Source organism: Streptomyces sp. BF23-19, assembly GCF_041106355.1.
GTDB lineage: Bacteria > Actinomycetota > Actinomycetes > Streptomycetales > Streptomycetaceae > Streptomyces > Streptomyces virginiae_A.
This window is the reverse complement of sequence record NZ_JBGBPT010000006.1, coordinates 128,944-148,848: the sequence shown is the minus strand read 5'-3', so window position 1 is coordinate 148,848 and position 19,905 is coordinate 128,944. Positions and strand designations below refer to the sequence as shown.

General features: G+C 70.8%; 22 protein-coding genes, 4 tRNA genes and 1 pseudogene. 20 read left to right on the top strand and 7 right to left on the bottom strand.

Going from position 1 to position 19,905, the window contains the following annotated elements; genetic code table 11:
* Window positions 1-194, top strand: a 194-nt coding sequence (locus AB8A24_RS05980; RefSeq protein ID WP_369475012.1) for a hypothetical protein, incomplete at its 5' end; no start/stop codon positions are given.
* Entirely contained in the window at window positions 191-724 is a 534-nt protein-coding gene (locus AB8A24_RS05975) for an SMI1/KNR4 family protein (protein ID WP_369475011.1), read from the top strand. The genes AB8A24_RS05980 and AB8A24_RS05975, both read left to right, overlap by 4 nt.
* On the opposite strand, the pseudogene AB8A24_RS05970 reads toward AB8A24_RS05975, so the two are convergent.
* From AB8A24_RS05970 to AB8A24_RS05960, 3 genes and pseudogenes are all read right to left on the bottom strand, one after another.
* Window positions 708-1,945 (bottom strand): annotated as a pseudogene (locus tag AB8A24_RS05970) (APC family permease). The gene AB8A24_RS05975 and the pseudogene AB8A24_RS05970 sit on opposite strands and share 17 nt — an antisense overlap.
* Before the next feature lie 18 nt (window positions 1,946-1,963).
* Complete coding sequence (locus tag AB8A24_RS05965) at window positions 1,964-3,391, bottom strand: SulP family inorganic anion transporter (RefSeq protein ID WP_369475009.1); 1,428 nt, start codon at window positions 3,389-3,391, stop codon at window positions 1,964-1,966.
* 194 nt (window positions 3,392-3,585) lie between these two features.
* Window positions 3,586-4,074, bottom strand: a complete 489-nt coding sequence (locus AB8A24_RS05960; RefSeq protein WP_030009008.1) for a YajQ family cyclic di-GMP-binding protein — start codon at window positions 4,072-4,074, stop codon at window positions 3,586-3,588.
* Window positions 4,075-4,274: 200 nt separating this feature from the next.
* Between AB8A24_RS05960 and AB8A24_RS05955 the strand changes: the two genes are divergently transcribed.
* The 3 genes from AB8A24_RS05955 (at window position 4,275) to AB8A24_RS05945 (ending at window position 6,139) form a co-directional block, all read left to right on the top strand.
* A tRNA-Tyr gene (locus tag AB8A24_RS05955) sits at window positions 4,275-4,356 on the top strand.
* 244 nt (window positions 4,357-4,600) lie between these two features.
* Window positions 4,601-5,557, top strand: a complete 957-nt coding sequence (locus tag AB8A24_RS05950) for a hypothetical protein (protein ID WP_328962082.1) — start codon at window positions 4,601-4,603, stop codon at window positions 5,555-5,557.
* A gap of 189 nt (window positions 5,558-5,746) precedes the next feature.
* Window positions 5,747-6,139 (top strand): DUF3574 domain-containing protein, encoded by a 393-nt coding sequence (locus AB8A24_RS05945; protein WP_369475007.1) that lies wholly within the window; start codon window positions 5,747-5,749, stop codon window positions 6,137-6,139.
* A gap of 42 nt (window positions 6,140-6,181) precedes the next feature.
* Here AB8A24_RS05945 and AB8A24_RS05940 read toward each other — a convergent pair whose 3' ends face one another.
* Complete coding sequence (locus AB8A24_RS05940) at window positions 6,182-6,838, bottom strand: SDR family oxidoreductase (protein ID WP_369475005.1); 657 nt, start codon at window positions 6,836-6,838, stop codon at window positions 6,182-6,184.
* 53 nt (window positions 6,839-6,891) lie between these two features.
* A complete protein-coding gene (locus AB8A24_RS05935; protein WP_369475004.1) occupies window positions 6,892-8,172 on the bottom strand; it encodes an amidohydrolase family protein in 1,281 nt (426 codons plus the stop codon).
* Window positions 8,173-8,515: 343 nt separating this feature from the next.
* On the opposite strand from AB8A24_RS05935, the gene AB8A24_RS05930 reads away from it, so the two are divergent.
* The 10 genes from AB8A24_RS05930 to AB8A24_RS05885 all read left to right on the top strand — a co-directional run bounded on the left by AB8A24_RS05930 (window position 8,516) and on the right by AB8A24_RS05885 (window position 14,277).
* Window positions 8,516-8,588 (top strand) — tRNA-Thr (locus AB8A24_RS05930).
* Window positions 8,589-8,636: 48 nt separating this feature from the next.
* Window positions 8,637-8,709 (top strand) — tRNA-Met (locus tag AB8A24_RS05925).
* An 88-nt stretch (window positions 8,710-8,797) separates the two neighbouring features.
* Window positions 8,798-8,962, top strand: a complete 165-nt coding sequence (gene rpmG, locus AB8A24_RS05920; protein WP_003956487.1) for a 50S ribosomal protein L33 — start codon at window positions 8,798-8,800, stop codon at window positions 8,960-8,962.
* A 136-nt stretch (window positions 8,963-9,098) separates the two neighbouring features.
* On the top strand, window positions 9,099-9,551 hold the full coding sequence (locus AB8A24_RS05915) for a MaoC family dehydratase N-terminal domain-containing protein (RefSeq protein WP_328962080.1): 453 nt from the start codon (window positions 9,099-9,101) through the stop codon (window positions 9,549-9,551).
* Window position 9,552: 1 nt separating this feature from the next.
* Window positions 9,553-9,981 carry a MaoC family dehydratase gene (locus AB8A24_RS05910; protein WP_030758157.1) on the top strand — a complete coding sequence of 143 codons (429 nt, stop codon included), beginning with the start codon at window positions 9,553-9,555 and terminating at the stop codon, window positions 9,979-9,981.
* Window positions 9,982-10,154: 173 nt separating this feature from the next.
* On the top strand, window positions 10,155-10,724 hold the full coding sequence (locus AB8A24_RS05905) for a TetR/AcrR family transcriptional regulator (protein WP_266483004.1): 570 nt from the start codon (window positions 10,155-10,157) through the stop codon (window positions 10,722-10,724).
* A gap of 82 nt (window positions 10,725-10,806) precedes the next feature.
* Complete coding sequence (locus AB8A24_RS05900) at window positions 10,807-12,255, top strand: MFS transporter (protein ID WP_369475002.1); 1,449 nt, start codon at window positions 10,807-10,809, stop codon at window positions 12,253-12,255.
* A 54-nt stretch (window positions 12,256-12,309) separates the two neighbouring features.
* Window positions 12,310-12,708: a DUF3291 domain-containing protein gene (locus tag AB8A24_RS05895; RefSeq protein WP_328962078.1), complete on the top strand. Its 399-nt coding sequence runs from the start codon at window positions 12,310-12,312 to the stop codon at window positions 12,706-12,708.
* Window positions 12,705-13,844, top strand: coding sequence for a UDP-N-acetylmuramate dehydrogenase (locus AB8A24_RS05890; protein WP_328965887.1), 1,140 nt, complete (start codon window positions 12,705-12,707; stop codon window positions 13,842-13,844). The genes AB8A24_RS05895 and AB8A24_RS05890 overlap by 4 nt, the downstream gene beginning before the upstream one ends.
* Window positions 13,845-13,860: 16 nt before the next feature.
* Window positions 13,861-14,277 carry a hypothetical protein gene (locus AB8A24_RS05885; protein ID WP_030725989.1) on the top strand — a complete coding sequence of 139 codons (417 nt, stop codon included), beginning with the start codon at window positions 13,861-13,863 and terminating at the stop codon, window positions 14,275-14,277.
* Here AB8A24_RS05885 and AB8A24_RS05880 read toward each other — a convergent pair.
* Both AB8A24_RS05880 and AB8A24_RS05875 read right to left on the bottom strand, forming a co-directional pair.
* Complete coding sequence (locus tag AB8A24_RS05880) at window positions 14,267-15,286, bottom strand: adenosine deaminase (protein ID WP_369475000.1); 1,020 nt, start codon at window positions 15,284-15,286, stop codon at window positions 14,267-14,269. The genes AB8A24_RS05885 and AB8A24_RS05880 overlap by 11 nt on opposite strands.
* A 295-nt stretch (window positions 15,287-15,581) precedes the next feature.
* Window positions 15,582-16,808, bottom strand: a complete 1,227-nt coding sequence (locus tag AB8A24_RS05875; RefSeq protein WP_328962077.1) for a pyridoxal phosphate-dependent aminotransferase — start codon at window positions 16,806-16,808, stop codon at window positions 15,582-15,584.
* Between the two features lie 193 nt (window positions 16,809-17,001).
* Here AB8A24_RS05875 and AB8A24_RS05870 point away from each other — a divergent pair.
* The 5 genes from AB8A24_RS05870 to rplA all read left to right on the top strand — a co-directional run bounded on the left by AB8A24_RS05870 (window position 17,002) and on the right by rplA (window position 19,867).
* Window positions 17,002-17,074: transfer RNA gene (locus AB8A24_RS05870), tRNA-Trp, on the top strand.
* A 106-nt stretch (window positions 17,075-17,180) separates the two neighbouring features.
* Window positions 17,181-17,462 (top strand): preprotein translocase subunit SecE, encoded by a 282-nt coding sequence (secE, locus tag AB8A24_RS05865; protein WP_030388883.1) that lies wholly within the window; start codon window positions 17,181-17,183, stop codon window positions 17,460-17,462.
* Between the two features lie 83 nt (window positions 17,463-17,545).
* Window positions 17,546-18,451 carry a transcription termination/antitermination protein NusG gene (nusG, locus tag AB8A24_RS05860; protein WP_369474998.1) on the top strand — a complete coding sequence of 302 codons (906 nt, stop codon included), beginning with the start codon at window positions 17,546-17,548 and terminating at the stop codon, window positions 18,449-18,451.
* Window positions 18,452-18,616: 165 nt separating this feature from the next.
* A complete protein-coding gene (gene rplK / locus AB8A24_RS05855) occupies window positions 18,617-19,051 on the top strand; it encodes a 50S ribosomal protein L11 (protein WP_030008445.1) in 435 nt (144 codons plus the stop codon).
* Between the two features lie 87 nt (window positions 19,052-19,138).
* Entirely contained in the window at window positions 19,139-19,867 is a 729-nt protein-coding gene (gene rplA / locus AB8A24_RS05850) for a 50S ribosomal protein L1 (protein WP_328962075.1), read from the top strand.
* Window positions 19,868-19,905 lie beyond the last annotated feature (38 nt).

The following is a 19,905-nucleotide window of genomic DNA, read 5'->3' as shown; positions in this document are numbered from 1 at the left end:
GGGTCGGCGGAGAACCTTTTCGCCGACCCGCCGGCGCCCACAGCTGCCTCGGGACCCTGCCGCTGACCGCCCGCCCCCGCAGCCCCTCCGAGATGCGCACCTACCTGCGGGAACAGGGCCTGGCCGTGGTCCTCGACCGAGTTGTCCACAGGCCGAGCGGGTTGTCGGTGGTGTGCGTCACCATGAACGCATGAACGAGACCGAGCAGTTGCTGGAGCAAGTCACGGACCACGTGCGCACCTCCGTGCGCGGGTACGAGCGGCGGGGAAGGCCCCTGCCGGGGCCGGTGGACACCGGGCAGATCACCCGCGCCGAAGCCATACTCGGCTTCGCCCTGCCGCCCCTGCTCGCCTCGCTCTACACACGCGTCGGCGACGGCGGATTCGGCCCCGGCCAAGGACTGCTGTCGCTGCGTCAGGCGGTGCTCGGGTACGAGCAACGACGGCCCTCCGGGTGGCGCTGGCCCGAGGGCGTACTGCCCGTGGCCGACTTCGGCTGCGGCATGGACGCCTGCGTCGACTGCTGGTCCGAAACCGGCCAGGTCCTGCTGTTCGACCCGAATCCGGGGGAGCCGGACCTCGCCTGGTCCATCGACGCCCCGAGTTTGGCCAGCTGGCTGCACGGCTGGCTCGACGGCACCGCGTGGTTCTGCGAGGAGTCCGAACTGGGGGAGGAGTGCGACCTGGAGTTGGCGCCCTGGGCCGAGTTCAGATCCCGGATCTGAGCCGCCCCCGCACCCCGTACACGAGTACGCCCACCGCCAGCACCGCCGCCCCCCAGGCCGCCGACGCGAGAGGCAGCGCACACGCCAGCACCACACAGCCGGACAGCCCGACCACTGCCACGGCCCGACCCTTGACAGCTGAATCGAGAGTCCACGCGGAGGCGTTCGCGATCGCGTAGTAGGCGAGCACTCCGAAGGAGGAGAAACCGATCGCGCCCCGCAGATCGGCGGTGGCCGCCAGCACCGCCACGACCGCACCCACCGCGAGCTCCGCATGGTGCGGCACCCGATGCCGGGGATGCACCGCCGCCAGCGCGCGCGGCAGATGACCGTCCCGGGCCATCGCCAGGACGGTCCGCGACACCCCGAGCACGAGCGCCAGCAGCGAGCCCAACGCGGCCAGGGCCGCACCCACCCGGACCACCGGGGCCAGTCCGGGCCGCCCGGCCGCCCGCACCGCGTCGGCGAGCGGGGCCGACGACTGCGCCAGCCCCTGCGCGCCGAGCACCGACAGCGCCGCCACCGCCACCGCGGCGTACACCAGCAGCGCGATCCCCAACGCGATCGGCACCGCCCGCGGGATCGTCCGTTCCGGGTCGCGCACCTCCTCGCCCAGGGTGGTGATCCGGGCATAGCCCGCGAAGGCGAAGAACAGCAGACCCGCGCCCTGCAACAACCCGAAGATCCCCTGGGGGGATCCGCTCGGCCACCCCGGGGCGGCCGCCCCGGAGGACAGGCACACCACGACCACCCCGGCCAGCACCGCCAGGACCACCGCCACGATCAGCCGGGCGATACGGGCCGACTTCTGCACGCCCCCGTAGCTCGCGGCGGTCAGCGCCACCACCGCCGCGACGGCCACGGCACGCTGCTGCCCAGGCCAGAGATACGCCCCCACCGTGAGGGCCATCGCCGCGCAGGACGCGGTCTTGCCGATCACGAATCCCCAGCCGGCCAGATACCCCCAGAAGGGCCCGAGCCGCTCGCGCCCGTACACGTACGTGCCACCGGAGGCCGGATACCGGGCGGCCAGCCGCGCCGAGGAATGCGCGTTGCAGTAGGCCACGACACCCGCCACGCCCAGAGCGGCGAGCAGGCCACCGCCCGCCGCCCCCGCCGCCGGAGCCAGGGCGGCGAAGATACCGGCGCCCACCATCGCGCGCCGAGCCCGACGACGACGGCGTCGGACACCCCCAGAGTGCGCTTCAACTCGTCTTCCACCGGCGGAGGGTAACTCCCCTAGATGACGCCCTCCCGGCCGGGCAGTGGCGACCGTGTGCGCTCCCAACCCTCCAGGGCCGTCAGACAGGCATGGTCCAGATGGCGCAGCCCGCTCAGATCCAGCCGCACCGGCTGCCCGTGCGGCAGCGCGTCCAAGGCGTCGAGCAGCTTGGGCAGCCGCAGGAAACTGGCGTTGCCCAGGACCTGCACGCACAGCGCCTCGTCCTCCCACACCTCCTCGATGTGCACGTGAGAGGTCTCCCAGGCCGCCTTGGCGACGGCGAGCCCCAGCCCGATCAGCACCCCCTCGAAGAGATTGGTGACCACGATCGCCGAGGCCGTGACCACCAGCACCACCGCCTCACCCCGGTGCGTCCGCCACAACGCGGCCACCGCCTTGGCCGGCAGCAGCTTCCAACCCGCGTGCAGCAGCACCCCGGCCAGCGCGGCCAGCGGCACGATCTCCAGAAGCCGCGGAAACGCCACGGCGAAGAGCAGCAGCCAGCCACCGTGCAGCACCCTGGCCGCGCGGGTCCGGGCCCCGGCCTCCACATTGGCGGCGCTACGCACGATGACCGCGGTCATCGGCAGCGCGCCGAGCAGCCCGCACACGCTGTTGCCCACGCCCTGGGCGATGAGTTCCTTGTCGTACTCGGTCCTCGGCCCGTCGTGCATGCGGTCCACGGCCGCGGCGCTGAACAGCGTCTCCGCGGAGGCGATCAGCGCCAGCGCGACCACGGTGCCCGCCGCGCCGATCGAGGCCAGCACCTCGAAGTCGCCCCAGCCGGGCGGGGACACGGCTGCCAGCACGCCCGTCACCCGCACCTTCTCGACGGGCAGCCGCAGCAGGACGGCCGCGGCGGTGGCGGCGGCCACCCCGACGAGCGCCCCCGGCACGATCCGCAGCCGGGCGGGCACCCGGCGCCAGGCGACCATGGCGGCGATCGTCCCGACCCCGAGCAGCACGGCGGCCAAGTCGGCCTGCGACCCGAGCTCGTGCACCCCACGCAGCTTCGCCAGGGTCTGCCCCGGAGCCTCCACGCCGCCCAGGGCGTACAGCTGCCCGGAGATCAGCACCAGCCCGATCCCGGCCAGCATCCCGTGCACGACGGCGACGGAGATCGCCCGGAACCACCGCCCGAGCCGCAGCATCCCCATACCCAGCTGCACCACCCCGGCGGCCAGCACCAGTACCCCGAGCGCGGGAAGGCCGTACGCCTGCACCGCCTCGTAGACGAGGACGGTGAGACCGGCCGCGGGACCGCTCACCTGGAGGGAACTCCCGCGGAACCATCCGGTGACCAGCCCGCCGACGACCCCGGTGACGATCCCCAGCTCGGCAGGCACCCCGGAGGCGACCGCCACCCCGACGCACAGAGGTAGAGCGACCAGCGCGACGACCACGGACGCCCCGAAGTCATCGCGAAACGTGCCGGCCCCAGGCATGCGAGATCCCCCTGCCACGCGGTGATGTGATGCCACCCAGCGTGGTGGGCGCACTCATCGCGTCCCAAGTGACCACAGGAGGCCGCGGTGGCGCGTGCGCCGCACACGCCCCGCACACACCCCCTTCGCGACCGCCGCGGCCCGGCGGTCGGTGAAGACCGCCGGGCCGGCGTGGGGCAGGTCGCGCAACAGGGTCAGCGGTAGTTCACGAACTGGATCGCGAAGTCCAGGTCCTTGCCCTTGAGCAGCGCCTGGACCTCCTGGAGGTCGTCACGGCTCTTGGAGCTGACGCGCAGCTCCTCGCCCTGGACCTGGGCCTTGACGCCCTTGGGACCCTCGTCCCGGATGATCTTCGCGACCTTCTTGGCGTTCTCCTGGGAGATGCCCTCCTCGATCGTGGCGAAGATCTTGTACTCCTTGCCGGACAGCTGCGGCTCCCCGGCGTCCAGCGCCTTCAGCGAGATCCCGCGCTTGACCAGCTTGGTCTCGAAGACGTCGAGGACGGCCTTCACGCGCTCCTCGGAGTTCGCCTCCATCAGGATCTTCTCGCCGGACCAGGCGATCGTGGCGCCGGTTCCCTTGAAGTCGTAGCGCTGCGAGAGCTCCTTGGCGGCCTGGTTGAGGGCGTTGTCGACCTCCTGCCGCTCGACCTTCGAGACGATGTCGAAACTGGAGTCGGCCATGTGCTGTGGCTCCTTGAAGTCGGTTGCGATCACCCCGGAGGGCGCGGCCGGACATGCCCGGACCGCTCGGCAAAGCCTAGCCACCGCGCCCACCCGTGGCGCTGATCAATCCGGTGGTGAAGCACCCCCGGTCATCAGGTATCGTTTACGTCGTTGCCAGGGAGCGCCGCCGCGAGGCGGAAAAAATGGCAGCAAATCTTGGCGGTGTGCCCGAGTGGCCAAAGGGAGCAGACTGTAAATCTGCCGGCTCAGCCTACCCAGGTTCGAACCCTGGCGCCGCCACGCGAGTGGAACCCCCGTTCATCTGTGGAATCACAGTGAGCGGGGGTTCTTTCGTTCCCGACGTTCCCGGGCGACCACCTCGAAATTGCTCCGGTCAGATGAACTACTCACCTGACCGGGCCACAGTCCCGGCCCTGCCAGCGCCCCGGCGAGGCCGCGGCCAGGTCGGATGGGCGGCGCGTGACGCACGCACCCCTCCCATCGCATCCCGCGGTAGCCCTCGGCGCCGGCGGGTAAGGAAGCCATGAACCTGATCCATCAGTCGGCGACGATTCAACGGCCCCGGGGGCGTTCCCGGGTTCTGCTCGCCTCCATCGCCGCTGCGGCGGCCCTCACCGGCCAGTTGATCGCGCTGGCTCCGGCCGCCTCTGCGGACGGGCCCAAGCCGGTGGGCCACCAGAACATGAAGCCCGTCGACAGCGAGAAGCACGCGCTGTCGGAGCACGACAAGCACAAGAAGCACGCCCCCCTGGTCGTCCACGGCCTGCGGCAGTTCACCTCGGACAACACCTTCACCCCGCCGCCGGGCGTCACGTCGGTGTTCGTCCAGGCATGGGGCGCCGGCGGTGGCGGCGGCGGTGGCGGCGGCTCCGCGCGCAACAACGGTGGCGGCGGTGGCAACCCGAACAACCCGAACAACCCGAACACCGGGGCCGAGGGCACCGCGGACGCGGACGGTGCCGCCGCCGCGCGCAACAACACCGGTGGCCACGGCGGTGGCGGCGGTGGGGGCGGCTTCACCTGGTGCGTCATCCCGGTCACCCCCCTGGCCGACTACGGAGTGGACGTCGGCACCGGAGGCGCCAACGGCCTCGGCGGCGCACCGGGTGCCAACGGCACCGCCGGCAGCGCGGGCACCACCACGTCGCTGACCGTGGCGTCGAGCAACACCGTGCTCCTCACCGCCACCGGTGGCACCGGTGGCGGTGGCGGTGGCGCGGCGGACCGCGGTCCCGGCGAGCCCGGCACGCCCGGCCTGGGCGGCACCGGAACGTGCTCCTCGGGCGGCGTCAACCACAACGGTGACCCGGGCAACGCCGACGGCACCGGCGGTGGCACCGCGGACGGCATCGTCCAGCTCCCGGACGGCACGGCCGTGGGCGGCGACGGCGGCCGCGGCGGCGGCACCAACCGGGCCATCGGCAACTCCGGCTCCCGCGGCAAGGACGGCGGCGACGGCTACGTAGTCATCTACTGGTAGCCGCACCTCCGCACTGCCGCACCACAGCACCGACCGGAAGCCCGTCCCGCCCGCCACCACGGACGGGCGGGCTTCCCGCCGTCGCCGGACGACGCACGGATCACGGCCGCAACGTCGGCGGCTCCGGTTCGTTCACCAGGGGTGAAATGGACATCTGACACGCGCGGGAAGGTCGGCGGTGGGGTTCTCATGGCCCTGCTCGGCGCAGGGATTCCGGCTCTGGTGGGAGCGGCCCTCCACACGGACGTCGGGCAGCCCTACCAGGAGACCCGGCTGTACTTCGGCACCCAACGGGCCGACGGCCGCAACCCGGTCGAGGAACGCGAGTTCATGAGGTTCCTGGACCTGGAGATCACCCCCGCCTTCCCCGAGGGGCTGACCCTCCACGACGGGTACGGCCAGTGGCGCGGCCAGGACGGCAAGATCGTCCGCGAGACCTCGTACGAGGTGGTCCTGCTCTACCCGGAGAAGGACGCCGACGAGCGCAGCACGCGCATCGAACGGATCCGGCAGGCGTACGAGGACCGGTACCAGCAGGATTCCGTCGGCCGGTCCGACGACAAGATCAGCGCCGGGTTCTGAGTCACCGGACCGTCGGACCGTCGGACTGCCAGGGCTTCGGCCTCAGTTGCCCGCCACGTCCTTCACGGCCACCTGTACCGGCGTCGAACCCGAGACCAGCTCCAGGGTCAGGCCCGCCGTCGCCGGGGTCTCGACCAACTCGGCCAGCACCGCCGCCACGTCGTCGCGCGGGACGGCCCCGCGGCCCGTCTGCACCTCCAGACGGACCAGGCCCGTCCCGGCGTCGTCGATCAGCGAACCGGGGCGCAGGACCGTCCACTCCAGGCCCAGCCGGGTCCGTACGTGGTCATCGGCCTCGCCCTTGGCCCGCAGGTACGCGTCGAAGACCTCGTCGCCCCCGTGATGCGTGTCCGCACCCATCGAAGAGACCATCAGGAAGCGCCGTACGCGGGCGCGTTCGGCGGCGTCGGCGAACAGCACCGCCGCGCCCCGGTCCACGGTGTCCTTCCGCCCGATCCCGCTGCCGGGGCCCGCACCGGCCGCGAACACCGCCACGTCCGCGCCCTGCAGAATCCCCGCCACATGCTCCACCGAGGCCGACTCCAGATCGCAGAGCACCGGCTCGGCGCCCGCCTGCCTCAGGTCGTCGCCCTGTGCCGGATCGCGGACGATACCCGCGACCTCGTACCCGCGCGCGGCGAGCAGGCGCTCCAGCCGCAGCGCGATCTGACCGTGTCCACCCGCGATGACGATGCGCATGACCCGACCGTACGACGAGCCGGGCGCCGACGCCCGCGAGCGGACGGCGAACTTCAGGTACCCGACTCCGTACGGCCCTGCCGGGGCAGGTCCAGGGCCACCGCGACGGCGGAGTCGCAGTACTCCCGTACGGCACTCGTACGGGCTACGACACGCCCGCGGTGGATCACGATCCGGCTGTAGGCGAGGGACAGCACGCCCGCGATCCGGTCCCCGCGAACGGCGAGCAGCTCCGCCGGGAAACCGGCCTCCACCCGGACCTCGGGCAGGCCCATGGCCTCGCGGGCGCAGCCGCTGACGGACTCGTAGGCCTCGGCCGCCCGGAGCCCTCCCTGGGAAGCCAGCAGATACGCGGCCTCCAACGGGTCCCCACGGCCGACGGGGTTCCCGGCGTCCCGCAGTGCCCCGCTGCCGGCCGCGACACGCACACCGGCGGCCCGTAGCAGCCGGACGGGGGCGGTGCGCAGGCCGCGGCGTTCCAGGGCCGCGCAGTCACCCTGGGGCAGGCAGGTGACCCGTACGCCGGCCGCGGCCAGTTGGTCGGCGGCGCGGGCGGCCGCGTCCAACGGGAGCCGGGCCAGACCACCACAGGGGCCGATGGTCACTCCGGGGCGCAACCCGCCGGCCATCGCCGCGAGCCGGGCGAGGCGGCCCGGGTCGTCACCGTCCGTGTGCAGGTCCACGGGGCAGCCGTGCTCGGCCGCGAGTTCCAGGACGGCTTCGAGGAAGCCCGTCGGGTCCGGGTCCAGGTCGGGGCAGCCGCCGATCACGGAGGCGCCCATCTTGACCGCGTCCCGCAGCATGGCCAGCCCGTCCGCGCCGGCCACCCCGGTCAGCAGCCGGGGAACGGCCACGGCGGTGAGGTCGGCGAGCCCGCGCAGGGAGCGGCGGGCCTGGAGCACGGCTTCCATGGGGCCGAGGCCGTGCACGTCGCCGATGCGGACGTGGGAGCGAACGGCGGTGGCGCCGTGGCCGAGCTGGAGCAGGGCGGCTTCGGTGGCCCGGCGCTGGACCTCGTCGGGGGTGTAGGACACGGGCCCGTCGGCGTCGGCGGTCAGCGCGGTGTCCCCGTGGGCGTGCGGCTCGGCGGGGGCGGGGAGCAGCAGGTAACCGGTCAGGTCCACCCGGGACAGCGCGGGGGCGGGGAGGCTGCCGGCGGTGCCCACGGCCTGGATCTGGCCGCCGCCGAGGCGGACGTCGACGGTGCGGCCGTCGGTGAGGCGCGCCCCGGTCAGCAGCAGGGTGGTGGCCTCGGCTGCGGCCGCGTTGCTGTTGCCGCCTCCGCCTCCGCTGCGGGGCGATTGGAACGGCTGCTGCGGCTGGCTGTCGGACATCGCGCTCCTGCGGTGGCTCGGGCGGTTCCTGGAGCCGTGGCCCGCGGCCCAAGATCACGCAGCGTGCTCCGAGCCTAGGGCGCGGGGCTGCTCGCTTCGCGGAAGAGCGCAATAGTCGTACCGGTGTGGTGCCATGCGCCGGAGCGCCCGCACGTGCGCCCCGACGGGCTCCAAGGCTCCGATCCGCGACCGTCGGAGTGTGAGCCCGACCACAATCTGCCCGAGAAGTGGGTCGGAAGTGATCCATGGGGTGATTGAGAGCGGCTCGCGAACCCCCTCGGAGCCCTGTCCCCGCAAAGGATTTGGGCGATCGGCAGGCAACCGTGTAATGTCTTCATCGCTCGCCCCAATAGCTCAGTCGGTAGAGCGTCTCCATGGTAAGGAGAAGGTCTGCGGTTCGATTCCGCATTGGGGCTCTGGTGAGAGAGGTTCCCCACCCTCGGGTGGGGAGCTGATCACATCAAAGCGGCGTAGCTCAGTCGGTAGAGCAAGCGGCTCATAATCGCTGTGTCACCGGTTCAAGTCCGGTCGCCGCTACACACAGTAGCCGATTGCGGGGTCGGTCTCCCGGTCGGCTACTCTTGTATGCGTTCATCCGTCCCAATTTCCGTCAAGGAGCACTCACGTGGCTGCCACCGACGTCCGCCCGAAGATCACGCTGGCCTGCGTGGAGTGCAAGGAGCGGAACTACATCACCAAGAAGAACCGGCGTAACAACCCGGACCGTCTTGAGATGAAGAAGCACTGCCCGCGCTGCAACTCGCACACCGCGCACCGCGAGACCCGCTGACCCTAGCGAAGTCTCGAATAACAGGCACCGTCATGAGGTCGTCCCCTTCATTGGGGGCGGCCTTGTGTCGTTTCCGTGCCCGTTCCTGTCTTTGTTCTTGCGTCATTCGTGTCCCTTCAACAGGAGGTAGTGAGTCATGGCTCTCGACCAGTCCTTCGTGGGGCGGAGCTACCCGCCCACCGATCCGTACGAGGTCGGCCGGGAGAAGATCCGCGAATTCGCGGCTGCGGTGGGTGACACCAATCCCGTCTTCAGCGATCCCGAAGCTGCGAAGTCGTTCGGCTACCCCGATGTGATCGCTCCGCCGACTTTTGTGTTCGCGATCACTTTCAAGGCCGCCGGCCAGGTCGTCCAGGACCCGCAGTTGGGACTGGACTACAGCCGCGTCGTGCACGGTGACCAGAAGTTCGCGTACTCCCGCCCGGTGCGCGCCGGTGACCGCCTGTCGGTGACCTCCACCATCGAGTCCGTGAAGTCGCTCGCGGGCAATGACGTCATCGACATCCGCGGCGAGGTCCACGACGAGACCGGCGAGCACGTGGTGACGGCGTGGACGAAGCTCGTCTCCCGCGCCCCCGAGGAGGCCTGACATGGCAGCGCAGATCCAGTACGCCGACGTCGAGGTCGGCACCGAGCTGCCGGCGGCGTCCTTCCCCGTGACGCGCGCCACGCTCGTCCAGTACGCGGGCGCCTCGGGCGACTTCAACCCGATCCACTGGAACGAGAAGTTCGCCAAGGAGGTCGGACTGCCGGACGTGATCGCGCACGGCATGTTCACCATGGCCGAGGCGATCCGCGTGGTCACCGACTGGGTCGGCGACCCGGGCGCGGTGGTCGAGTACGGCGTGCGCTTCACCAGGCCGGTCGTGGTCCCCAACGACGACCAGGGCGGGCTGATCGAGGTCACCGCGAAGGTCGCCGCGAAGCTGGACGACAACCGCGTCCGGGTCGACCTGACGGCCATGAGCGCGGGCCAGAAGGTCCTGGGCATGTCCCGCGCGGTGGTCGAACTGGCCTGAGCCGACGGTACGAAACGAGCAGGGCGGCGGCGCCGAAACGGCGCCGCCGCCCTTCTTCTTGGGGCGAGGCGGGCGGGGCAGGCCGGACGGTGGCCGGTCGGCCACCGCCACCCCGCAACCCCGGCTCGCCTCGCCACTTGACTTGGTTAGTGATTGAGCAATAACTTTGTCGCATGGTCAGGATGAGCGCGGACGAGCGGCGTGAGAGTGTCATTCGGGCGGCGATGCATGAGTTCGCCCGGGGTGGCTACTACGGGACGTCCACCGAGGCGATCGCCAAGCGGGTGGGGGTCTCGCAGCCCTATCTGTTCAGGCTCTTCCCCAACAAGCAGGCGATCTTCCTGGCCGCCTCCGAGCGCTGCCTGAGGGATACCCGCGAGGTCTTCGCCGCCGCGGTCGAAGGCCTGCGCGGCGAAGAGGCGCAGCAGGCCATGGCCAACGCGTACACCCAGCTGATCGTCGAGGATCCCGACAAGCTCCAGATGCAGCTCCAGATGTACGTCACCGTGGCCGCCGCCGAGGCGGCCGGGGATCACGAGCTCGGCGAGTTGGTCCGCAAGGGCTGGATGGAGCTCTGGGACACCGTGCACGTGCCGCTCGGCGCGGACGCGGGGGAGACCACGACCTTCATGGCGTACGGGATGCTCATCAACACCCTCGCCGCCATGGGGTTCCCGCCCGGGCATCGGGTCTGGCAGGGTCTCTACCCCGATGCCGTCGTCAAGGGGCGCCTGGAGAAGTGAGTGAACTCCGTGCCGGCTGTCCGGCGCGGCTTCGCATGATCGATGAAGTTAGTCATCAATAACTAACGAAGTAGGGGGAATCGTGAACACACCCGACACCGACACCAAGCTCCGCGGGCCCGCCGTCTGGGCCCTGATCCTCACCGGCGTGGCCAGCTTCATGGCCGCACTCGACAACCTGGTCGTCACCACCGCCCTCCCCGCCATCCGGGAGGACCTCGGCGGCAAGCTGGAGGACCTGGAATGGACGGTGAACGCGTACACGCTCACCTTCGCCGTCCTCCTCATGTTCGGTGCCGCCCTCGGGGACCGCTTCGGTCGCCGCCGGCTGTTCATCGTGGGCCTCGCGATCTTCACCGGCGCCTCCGCCGCGGCCGCCCTCTCGCCCGGCATCGACGCGCTCATCGCCGCCCGCGCCGTGCAGGGCGTCGGCGCGGCGATCATGATGCCGCTCACCCTCACCCTGCTCACCGCCGCCGTTCCGGCCGCCCGCCGTGGCATGGCGCTCGGGATCTACGGCGCCGTCACCGGCCTCGCCGTCGCCAGCGGCCCCCTCATCGGCGGCAGCCTCACCGAGCACATCTCCTGGCAGTGGATCTTCTGGCTCAACGTGCCGATAGGCCTCGCCCTGATCCCGCTCGCCCGCCTGCGCCTCGCCGAATCCACCGCCCCCGGCGCGCGCCTCGACGTCCCCGGCACCCTGCTCATCAGCGGCGGCCTCTTCGGCATCGTCTACGCCCTGGTCAACGCCAACTCCGAGGGCTGGACCAGCGCCACCGTCCTGACCGGCCTGATCGTCGGCGCCGCGCTCGTCGGCGGCTTCATCCACCACGGCTTCAACAACGCCAACCCCATGCTCCCCATGCGGCTCTTCCGTGACCGCGGCTTCCTCGGGATCAACCTGGCCAGCCTGCTGATGTTCCTCGGCATGTTCGGCTCGATCTTCCTGCTCAGCCAGTTCCTCCAAGGCGTCGCCGGCTACTCGCCCACCGAGGCCGGCCTGCGCATGCTCCCCTGGACCGGAATGCCGATGCTCGTCGCCCCGCTGGCCGGGATCCTCTCCGACCGCATCGGCGGCCGCCCCGTCGTCGCCGCCGGGCTCGCCTTCCAGGCCCTCGGTCTCGGCTGGTTCGCGGCGATCCTGAGCGCGGACGTCTCGTACGCGGCCCAGCTCCCGCCGCTGATCCTCAGCGGGATCGGTATGGCCCTCTACTTCGCCCCCGCCGCCAACGTCCTGATGTCCACCGTCGCCCCGGCCGACCAGGGCAAGGCCTCCGGCACCAACAACGCCCTGCGCGAGGTCGGCGGAGCCCTCGGCGTCGCGGTCCTGGCCTCGGTCTTCTCCGCCCAGGGCGGCTACGAGTCCCCGCAGGCCTTCACCGACGGCACCATCCCCGCCCTGTGGATCGGCGCCGGCGCGGTCGCCCTCGCCGCCGGCCTGGCCCTGCTGGTGCCCCGCAAGGCCAAGGCCGACCGGGCCCCCGCCGACCGGAGCGTCGCAGTCCTCGAGAAGGTCCCGGCCGCGGGCTGACCCGCCGGCACCACCACCCCGTACGCCCCGCCCCGCAGCCAAGGAGTGCCCGCCGTGCCCGACATCCCCTGGTCCACGCCCACCCAGGCCGCCCCCGACGCCGAGGTCTACGTCATGGCCTCCCGCTTCGAGACCGCCACGCTCGCCGGCGCCTTCCGGTTCTTCCTCAAGGCGCCCGGCATCATCCTCCAGATCCGCAAGGCCCCCGGTGCCCACGGCGTCGCCCTGCGCGCCCGCGTCCTGCGCCGTACCTTCCTCACCCTCTCCGCGTGGGAGGACCGGGACGCGCTCCACCGCTTCGCCCGCAGCGAGCCCCACCGCTCCAGCTCCCGCGCCGCCGGCGCCTATATGAAGGAATCGGCCTTCACCTACTGGACCGTGCCGGCCCGCGAGCTCCCCCTCACCTGGGCCGAGGCCGAACGCCGCCTCGCCGAGCAGAGCGCGGGCCACTGACCCGCCCGGCAGGGGGGACGAGTGAGTGCGGTCCGTGGCCCCGCAGGGATGCGAGGGGCACGGACCGTACTCTTGTCCACGTGCAGGAACTCCACGATGCCCCCCTCGCCCCGCTGACCACCTTCCGTCTCGGTGGTCCCGCCGCCCGCCTGGTCACCGCGACCACCGACGCCGAGGTCGTCGCCACCGTGCGCGCCGCGGACGAGAGCGGCACCCCGCTCCTGATCATCGGCGGCGGCAGCAACCTGGTCATCGGCGACCGCGGCTTCGACGGCACCGCCCTGCGCATCGCGACCACCGGCTTCACCCTCGACGGCACCACCCTGGAGCTCGCCGCCGGCGAGAACTGGAGCGACGCCGTCGCCCGCACCGTCGAGACCGGCCTCGCCGGTATCGAGTGCCTCGCCGGAATCCCCGGCTCGGCCGGCGCCACCCCGATCCAGAACGTCGGCGCGTACGGCCAAGAGGTCTGCGACACCATCACCGAGGTCGTCGCCTACGACCGCACCACCGGCGAAACGGTCACTCTGAGCGCCGCCGAGTGCGCCTTCCGGTACCGCAACAGCACCTTCAAGGACCAGCCCGACCGCTACGTCGTGCTGCGCGTGCGCTTCGCCCTGGAGGACGCCGGCGGCCTGTCCGCGCCGATCAAGTACCCCGAGACCGCCCGCGCCCTCGGCGTCGAGGCCGGCGACCGGGTCCCCGCCGCCACCGCCCGCGAGACGGTGCTGCGGCTGCGCGCCGGCAAGGGCATGGTCCTCGACCCCGCCGACCACGACACCTGGTCGGCCGGCTCCTTCTTCCACAACCCGATCCTGACCGACGAGGCCTACGCCGCCTTCCTCGCCCGCGCCCAGGACCGCCTCGGCCCCGACACCGCCCCGCCCGCGTACCCCGCCGGCGACGGCCGTACGAAGACCAGTGCGGCCTGGCTGATCGACAAGGCCGGCTTCACCAAGGGCTACGGCACCGGCCCGGCGCGCATCTCCACCAAGCACACCCTCGCCCTCACCAACCGAGGCGAGGCCACCACCGAGGACCTCCTCACCTTGGCCCGCGAGGTCGTCGCGGGCGTCCACGCGGCCTTCGGCGTCACCTTGGTCAACGAACCGGTGACGGTCGGCGTCAGCATCTGAGGAGCCCCGGCCGCCCATGCTCTGTCCCCTGCACGGGGCCGGTACGGACCCCACCCGTCTCGTGGGGCGCACGCTCAGCCGAGTCGTGGCGTCCTGGCACATCAGCGACGGCGAACGTTCCGAGGCGCCCCTCGACGTCTGGCTGATCGACAGCATCGGCGACACCATCCGCATCACCACCGGATCCGACCACTGCCTCATCGTCGAGTCCGCCACCCCGCACGCGGCGTACGACATGGGGGAGTGGGGCCGCATCGAGGTCGGTGAGGACCTCGGTGACCACCCCTTCCTGCGGCACCTCGGCGAGACCGTCGCCTCGGTCGCCGAGTTCGCCCTGCCCGAGCAGGGCCGCACCCACCTGGAGATCGGCTTCCTGGACGGCGGGCGGGTACGCGCCGACTGCTACGAGGGGGACCTGCGGCTCACCCGGTGAGCCAGTGGTCGATCCCCGACAGCAGCTTGGCCTGTACCTCTTCGGGCGCCGCGCTGCCGCGTACCGACTGGCGGGCCAGCTCGGCGAGTTCCGCGTCCGTGAAGGCGTGGTGGCGGCGGGCGATCTCGTACTGGGCCGCGAGCCGGGACCCGAAGAGCAGCGGGTCGTCGGCGCCCAGCGCCATGGGGACCCCGGCCTGGAAGAGGGTGCGCAGCGGGACGTCCTCGGGCCGCTCGTAGACCCCGAGGGCGACGTTGGAGGCCGGGCAGACCTCGCAGGTGATCTGCCGGTCGGCGAGCCGCTTGAGCAGCCGGGGATCCTCGGCGGCCCGCACCCCGTGCCCGATGCGGGAGGCGTGCAGGTCGTCGAGGCAGTCGCGGACGGAGGACGGTCCGGTGAGCTCGCCGCCGTGCGGGGCGGCGAGGAGGCCGCCCTCACGGGCGATCGCGAAGGCCCGGTCGAAGTCACGGGCCATGCCGCGGCGCTCGTCGTTGGAGAGGCCGAAGCCGACGATGCCGCGGTCGGCGTAGCGGACGGCGAGGCGGGCGAGGGTGCGGGCGTCGAGGGGGTGCTTCATGCGGTTCGCGGCGATGAGGACCCGCATGCCGAGGCCGGTCTCGCGGGAGGCCGCGTCCACGGCGTCCAGGATGATCTCCACGGCCGGGATCATTCCGCCGAGCAGGGGGGCGTAGGAGGTGGGATCCACCTGGATCTCCAGCCAGCCGCTGCCGTCCCGTACGTCCTCCTCCGCGGCCTCGCGGACCAGACGCCGGATGTCGTCGGGCTCGCGCAGGCAGGAGCGGGCGGCGTCGTAGAGCCGCTGGAAGCGGAACCAGCCGCGCTCATCGGTGGCGCGGAGCTTGGGCGGCTCCCCGGCCGTCAGGGCGTCGGGAAGGCGCACGCCGTACTTGTCGGCGAGCTCCAGCAGGGTCGATGGCCGCATCGACCCGGTGAAGTGCAGGTGGAGGTGGGCCTTGGGCAGAAGCGTGAGATCGCGTGCGTGCTCCATCTGGTGATCCTGCCGTACCGCTGCGCCCGGCGGGAGGGGGTTTTACCGATCGGGGGCTTGCGCGAACGCGTGAACGGGTGCGGATCCGCTGCGCGGGGGCCTTCCGGGCGCCGCCCGGACCCGCGCCTCAAACGCCGGCGGGGCTGAAGATCCGGCCTCCGCCCCGGACCCGCGCCGCGAACGCCGGCGGGGCTGAAGATCGGGGCTCCGCCCCGGACCCGCGCCGCGAACGCCGGCGGGGCCTGAAAAAGCGGCGGCCCCCCCCGCACCGGGGAGCCGCCGCCTCAGGTGGCTGTCAGGCCTTGGCCTCCGCCAGGAGCTTCTGGATGCGGGACACGCCCTCCACCAGGTCCTCGTCGCCCAGGGCGTAGGACAGGCGCAGGTAGCCGGGGGTGCCGAAGGCCTCGCCCGGGACGACCGCGACCTCGACCTCGTCCAGGATCAGGGCGGCGAGCTCGACGGAGCTCTGCGGGCGCTTGCCGCGGATCTCCTTGCCGAGGAGCTCCTTGACCGACGGGTACGCGTAGAACGCGCCCTCGGGGGTCGGGCAGAAGACGCCGTCGATCTCGTTGAGCATCTTCACCATCGTCTGGCGACGGCGGTCGAAGGCCTTACGCATCTCCGCGACCGCGTCGAGGTTGCCCGAGACGGCGGCCAGCGCGGCGACCTGGGCCACGTTGGAGACGTTCGAGGTGGCGTGCGACTGAAGGTTGGTCGCCGCCTTGATGACGTCCTGCGGGGCGATGACCCAGCCCACGCGCCAACCGGTCATGGCGTACGTCTTGGCGACGCCGTTGACAATGATGCACTTGTCGCGCAGGGCCGGGACCAGGACCGGCAGCGAGGTGAACTTCGCCTCGCCGTAGACCAGGTGCTCGTAGATCTCGTCCGTCAGCACCCACAGGCCGTGCTCGGCGGCCCACTCGCCGATCGCCTTCGCGTCGGCCTCGCTGTAGACCGAGCCGGTCGGGTTGGACGGGGAGACGAACAGGACGACCTTGGTGCGCTCGGTGCGCGCGGCCTCCAACTGCTCGACGGAGACGCGGTAGCCGGTGGTCTCGTCGGCGACGACCTCGACCGGGACACCGCCGGCGAGACGGATGGACTCCGGGTAGGTGGTCCAGTACGGAGCCGGGACGATGACCTCGTCACCCGGGTCCAGGATGGCCGCGAAGGCCTCGTAGATCGCCTGCTTGCCACCGTTGGTCACCAGGACCTGCGAGGCCTCGACCTCGTAGCCGGAGTCGCGCAGCGTCTTGGCGGCGATCGCGGCCTTGAGCTCGGGCAGACCGCCGGCCGGCGTGTAGCGGTGGTACTTGGGGTTGCGGCAGGCCTCGACCGCGGCCTCGACGATGTAGTCCGGGGTCGGGAAGTCGGGCTCGCCGGCACCGAAGCCGATCACCGGGCGTCCGGCGGCCTTGAGGGCCTTGGCCTTGGCGTCCACGGCGAGGGTGGCGGACTCGGAAATGGCGCCGATACGGGCGGACACCCGGCGCTCGGAGGAAGGCGTTGCAGAGGTCATACGAGCAATCGTCCCAGACGGCAAAGAAGCCCCGCACACCGTTTCAGTCAACGGACTGCCGCATGTCAGCTCGGGTGCTGTTCGACGTCAGGTCCCGGTTCACGTACACTCACCTGTCGTTGGCCCTCGCCAGCCGCTGAGAAGCGTGAGCACTCCGTGCACTCGCTCGGATGCGGTAGGTTGGGGGACGCAAAGGGTCGTAGCTCAATTGGTAGAGCACTGGTCTCCAAAACCAGCGGTTGGGGGTTCGAGTCCCTCCGGCCCTGCTCCACACTCCATCTCGGACGTGTGTGCGCAGGTACGTACTTAGATGCAACGCCGTGCGGCGCAACCGGGCGCGGTACGGCCACGACCCGGATTCAGGTGAGAGACGTGACGGACGCCCTGGGCTCCATCGACATGCCTGACGCCGAGGACGAGACGCGCGAGAAGAAGGCCCGCAAGGGCGGCAAGCGCGGCAAGAAGGGCCCTCTGGGCCGTCTCGCGCTTTTCTACCGCCAGATTGTCGCGGAACTCCGCAAGGTTGTCTGGCCTACTCGCAACCAGCTCACGACGTACACCACCGTGGTGATTGTCTTCGTGGTCATCATGATCGGTCTGGTTACCGTGATTGACTTTGGGTTCGAAAAAGCCATCAAGTTCGTCTTCGGCTGATCCCCGCGGAGGGCGGCGCCTTGATGGTGTCGCCCGTTTTCGCATGTTCCACCACCTTTTGTATCCAGGAAGAAGCAGCCACCGTGTCTGACCCGAACCTGAACGCGAGCCACGACTCCGTCGAGTCCGTCGAGGACGAGCTCGACATCGTCGAGGCGGCAGACGCTGTGGACCCCGACGAGGCCGAGCTCGCCGACGCCGAGGCGGGTGCCGCCGCCGAGGAAGCCGCGTTGCACGTCGAGTCCGACGAGGACGAGGACGAGGACGAGGCTGACGCCGAGGTCGACGCTGCGGTCGAAGAGGCTGCTGACGACGCCGAGGCCGACGAGGAAGAGGCCGAAGAGGCCGCTCCGGTCGAGCCCGCCGAGCCCGTCGACCCCATCCAGGCCCTGCGCGAGGAGCTGCGCCTGCTCCCCGGCGAGTGGTACGTGATCCACACCTACGCCGGCTACGAGAAGCGCGTGAAGGCCAACCTGGAGCAGCGCGCCGTCTCGCTGAACGTCGAGGAGTTCATCTACCAGGCCGAGGTGCCCGAGGAAGAGATCGTCCAGATCAAGAACGGCGAGCGCAAGAACGTCCGGCAGAACAAGCTGCCCGGCTACGTTCTCGTCCGCATGGATCTGACGAACGAGTCCTGGGGCGTCGTCCGCAACACGCCTGGCGTCACCGGCTTCGTCGGCAACGCGTACGACCCGTACCCGCTGACCCTGGACGAGATCGTCAAGATGCTCGCCCCGGAGGCGCAGGAGAAGGCCGCCAAGGCCGCCGCGGAAGAGGCCGGTCTGCCCGCGCCCGCCGTCAAGCGCACCATCGAGGTCCTGGACTTCGAGGTCGGCGACTCGGTCACCGTCACCGACGGCCCGTTCGCGACGCTGCAGGCGACCATCAACGAGATCAACCCCGACTCGAAGAAGGTCAAGGGCCTCGTCGAGATCTTCGGCCGCGAGACCCCGGTCGAGCTCAGCTTCGACCAGATCCAGAAGAACTGATCTTCTGAGCGACAGCTTCCGGACAGGTCAGATCGCCCCGTGAAGGGCGGTCTGACCTGCTCGGTTTTTAGCCCCGCACCGATACCCGTTATCGTGGTGCGGTATGCCTCCATCCGGATGACCGGATGGGCGGCTGAAAACTCTCACTAGGACCCGGAGAGAGCAATGCCTCCCAAGAAGAAGAAGGTCACGGGGCTTATCAAGCTCCAGATCAAGGCCGGTGCGGCCAACCCGGCTCCGCCGGTCGGCCCCGCGCTCGGTCAGCACGGCGTCAACATCATGGAGTTCTGCAAGGCCTACAACGCCGCGACCGAGTCGCAGCGTGGCATGGTCGTGCCGGTGGAGATCACGGTCTACGACGACCGCTCCTTCACCTTCATCACCAAGACTCCGCCGGCCGCGCGCCTCATCCTGAAGCACGCGGGCATCGAGAAGGGCTCCGGCGAGCCCCACAAGACCAAGGTCGCCAAGCTCACGGCTGCCCAGGTCAAGGAGATCGCCGAGCTGAAGATGCCCGACCTGAACGCCAACGACATCGACGCCGCCGTCAAGATCATTGCCGGCACCGCGCGTTCGATGGGCGTCACCGTCGAAGGCTGATCCAGCCACCCCAGCACCATCAGTGGTAGGACCAAGCGCTGGTCCGCACCACGACTCCATGCCTGAAGCCAAAACACAGGAGCAGAAGTGAAGCGCAGCAAGACTCTCCGCGCTGCGGACGCCAAGGTCGACCGGGAGAAGCTGTACGCCCCGCTCGAGGCCGTCCGTCTCGCCAAGGAGACCTCCACGACCAAGTTCGACAGCACCGTCGAGGTCGCCTTCCGCCTGGGTGTCGACCCGCGCAAGGCCGACCAGATGGTCCGCGGCACCGTGAACCTCCCGCACGGCACCGGCAAGACCGCCCGGGTCCTGGTCTTCGCGACCGGTGACCGTGCTGCGGCCGCGGAAGCCGCCGGGGCCGACATTGTCGGCGACGACGAGCTGATCAACGAGATCGCCAAGGGCAACCGCCTGAACGAGTTCGACGCCGTTGTGGCCACCCCGGACCTCATGGGCAAGGTCGGCCGCCTCGGCCGCGTGCTCGGTCCCCGTGGCCTGATGCCGAACCCGAAGACCGGCACCGTCACGATGGACGTCGCGAAGGCTGTCACCGAGATCAAGGGTGGCAAGATCGAGTTCCGCGTCGACAAGCACTCGAACCTGCACTTCATCATCGGCAAGGTCTCCTTCTCCGATGAGCAGCTGGTCGAGAACTACGGCGCGGCCCTGGACGAGATCCTTCGTCTGAAGCCGTCCGCCGCGAAGGGCCGCTACATCAAGAAGGCCGCCCTCAGCACCACGATGGGCCCCGGCATCCACCTGGACTCGAACCGCACCCGGAACCTCCTCGTCGAGGAAGACCCGGCTGCTGTCTGAGCCTGACGGCTCACCGAGTGGCTCAGCGGGCCCCTCGC

What these genes read in the sequence shown, in the direction of transcription:
- AB8A24_RS05975 (WP_369475011.1), top strand. Translation starts at nt 191, where the DNA reads ATGAACGAGACCGAGCAGTTGCTGGAGCAAGTCACGGACCACGTGCGC.
- AB8A24_RS05965 (WP_369475009.1), bottom strand. Translation starts at nt 3,391, where the DNA reads ATGCCTGGGGCCGGCACGTTTCGCGATGACTTCGGGGCGTCCGTGGTC.
- AB8A24_RS05960 (WP_030009008.1), bottom strand. Translation starts at nt 4,074, where the DNA reads ATGGCCGACTCCAGTTTCGACATCGTCTCGAAGGTCGAGCGGCAGGAG.
- AB8A24_RS05950 (WP_328962082.1), top strand. Translation starts at nt 4,601, where the DNA reads ATGAACCTGATCCATCAGTCGGCGACGATTCAACGGCCCCGGGGGCGT.
- AB8A24_RS05945 (WP_369475007.1), top strand. Translation starts at nt 5,747, where the DNA reads ATGGCCCTGCTCGGCGCAGGGATTCCGGCTCTGGTGGGAGCGGCCCTC.
- AB8A24_RS05940 (WP_369475005.1), bottom strand. Translation starts at nt 6,838, where the DNA reads ATGCGCATCGTCATCGCGGGTGGACACGGTCAGATCGCGCTGCGGCTG.
- AB8A24_RS05935 (WP_369475004.1), bottom strand. Translation starts at nt 8,172, where the DNA reads ATGTCCGACAGCCAGCCGCAGCAGCCGTTCCAATCGCCCCGCAGCGGA.
- AB8A24_RS05915 (WP_328962080.1), top strand. Translation starts at nt 9,099, where the DNA reads ATGGCTCTCGACCAGTCCTTCGTGGGGCGGAGCTACCCGCCCACCGAT.
- AB8A24_RS05910 (WP_030758157.1), top strand. Translation starts at nt 9,553, where the DNA reads ATGGCAGCGCAGATCCAGTACGCCGACGTCGAGGTCGGCACCGAGCTG.
- AB8A24_RS05905 (WP_266483004.1), top strand. Translation starts at nt 10,155, where the DNA reads ATGGTCAGGATGAGCGCGGACGAGCGGCGTGAGAGTGTCATTCGGGCG.
- AB8A24_RS05885 (WP_030725989.1), top strand. Translation starts at nt 13,861, where the DNA reads ATGCTCTGTCCCCTGCACGGGGCCGGTACGGACCCCACCCGTCTCGTG.
- AB8A24_RS05880 (WP_369475000.1), bottom strand. Translation starts at nt 15,286, where the DNA reads ATGGAGCACGCACGCGATCTCACGCTTCTGCCCAAGGCCCACCTCCAC.
- AB8A24_RS05875 (WP_328962077.1), bottom strand. Translation starts at nt 16,808, where the DNA reads ATGACCTCTGCAACGCCTTCCTCCGAGCGCCGGGTGTCCGCCCGTATC.
- rplK (WP_030008445.1), top strand. Translation starts at nt 18,617, where the DNA reads ATGCCTCCCAAGAAGAAGAAGGTCACGGGGCTTATCAAGCTCCAGATC.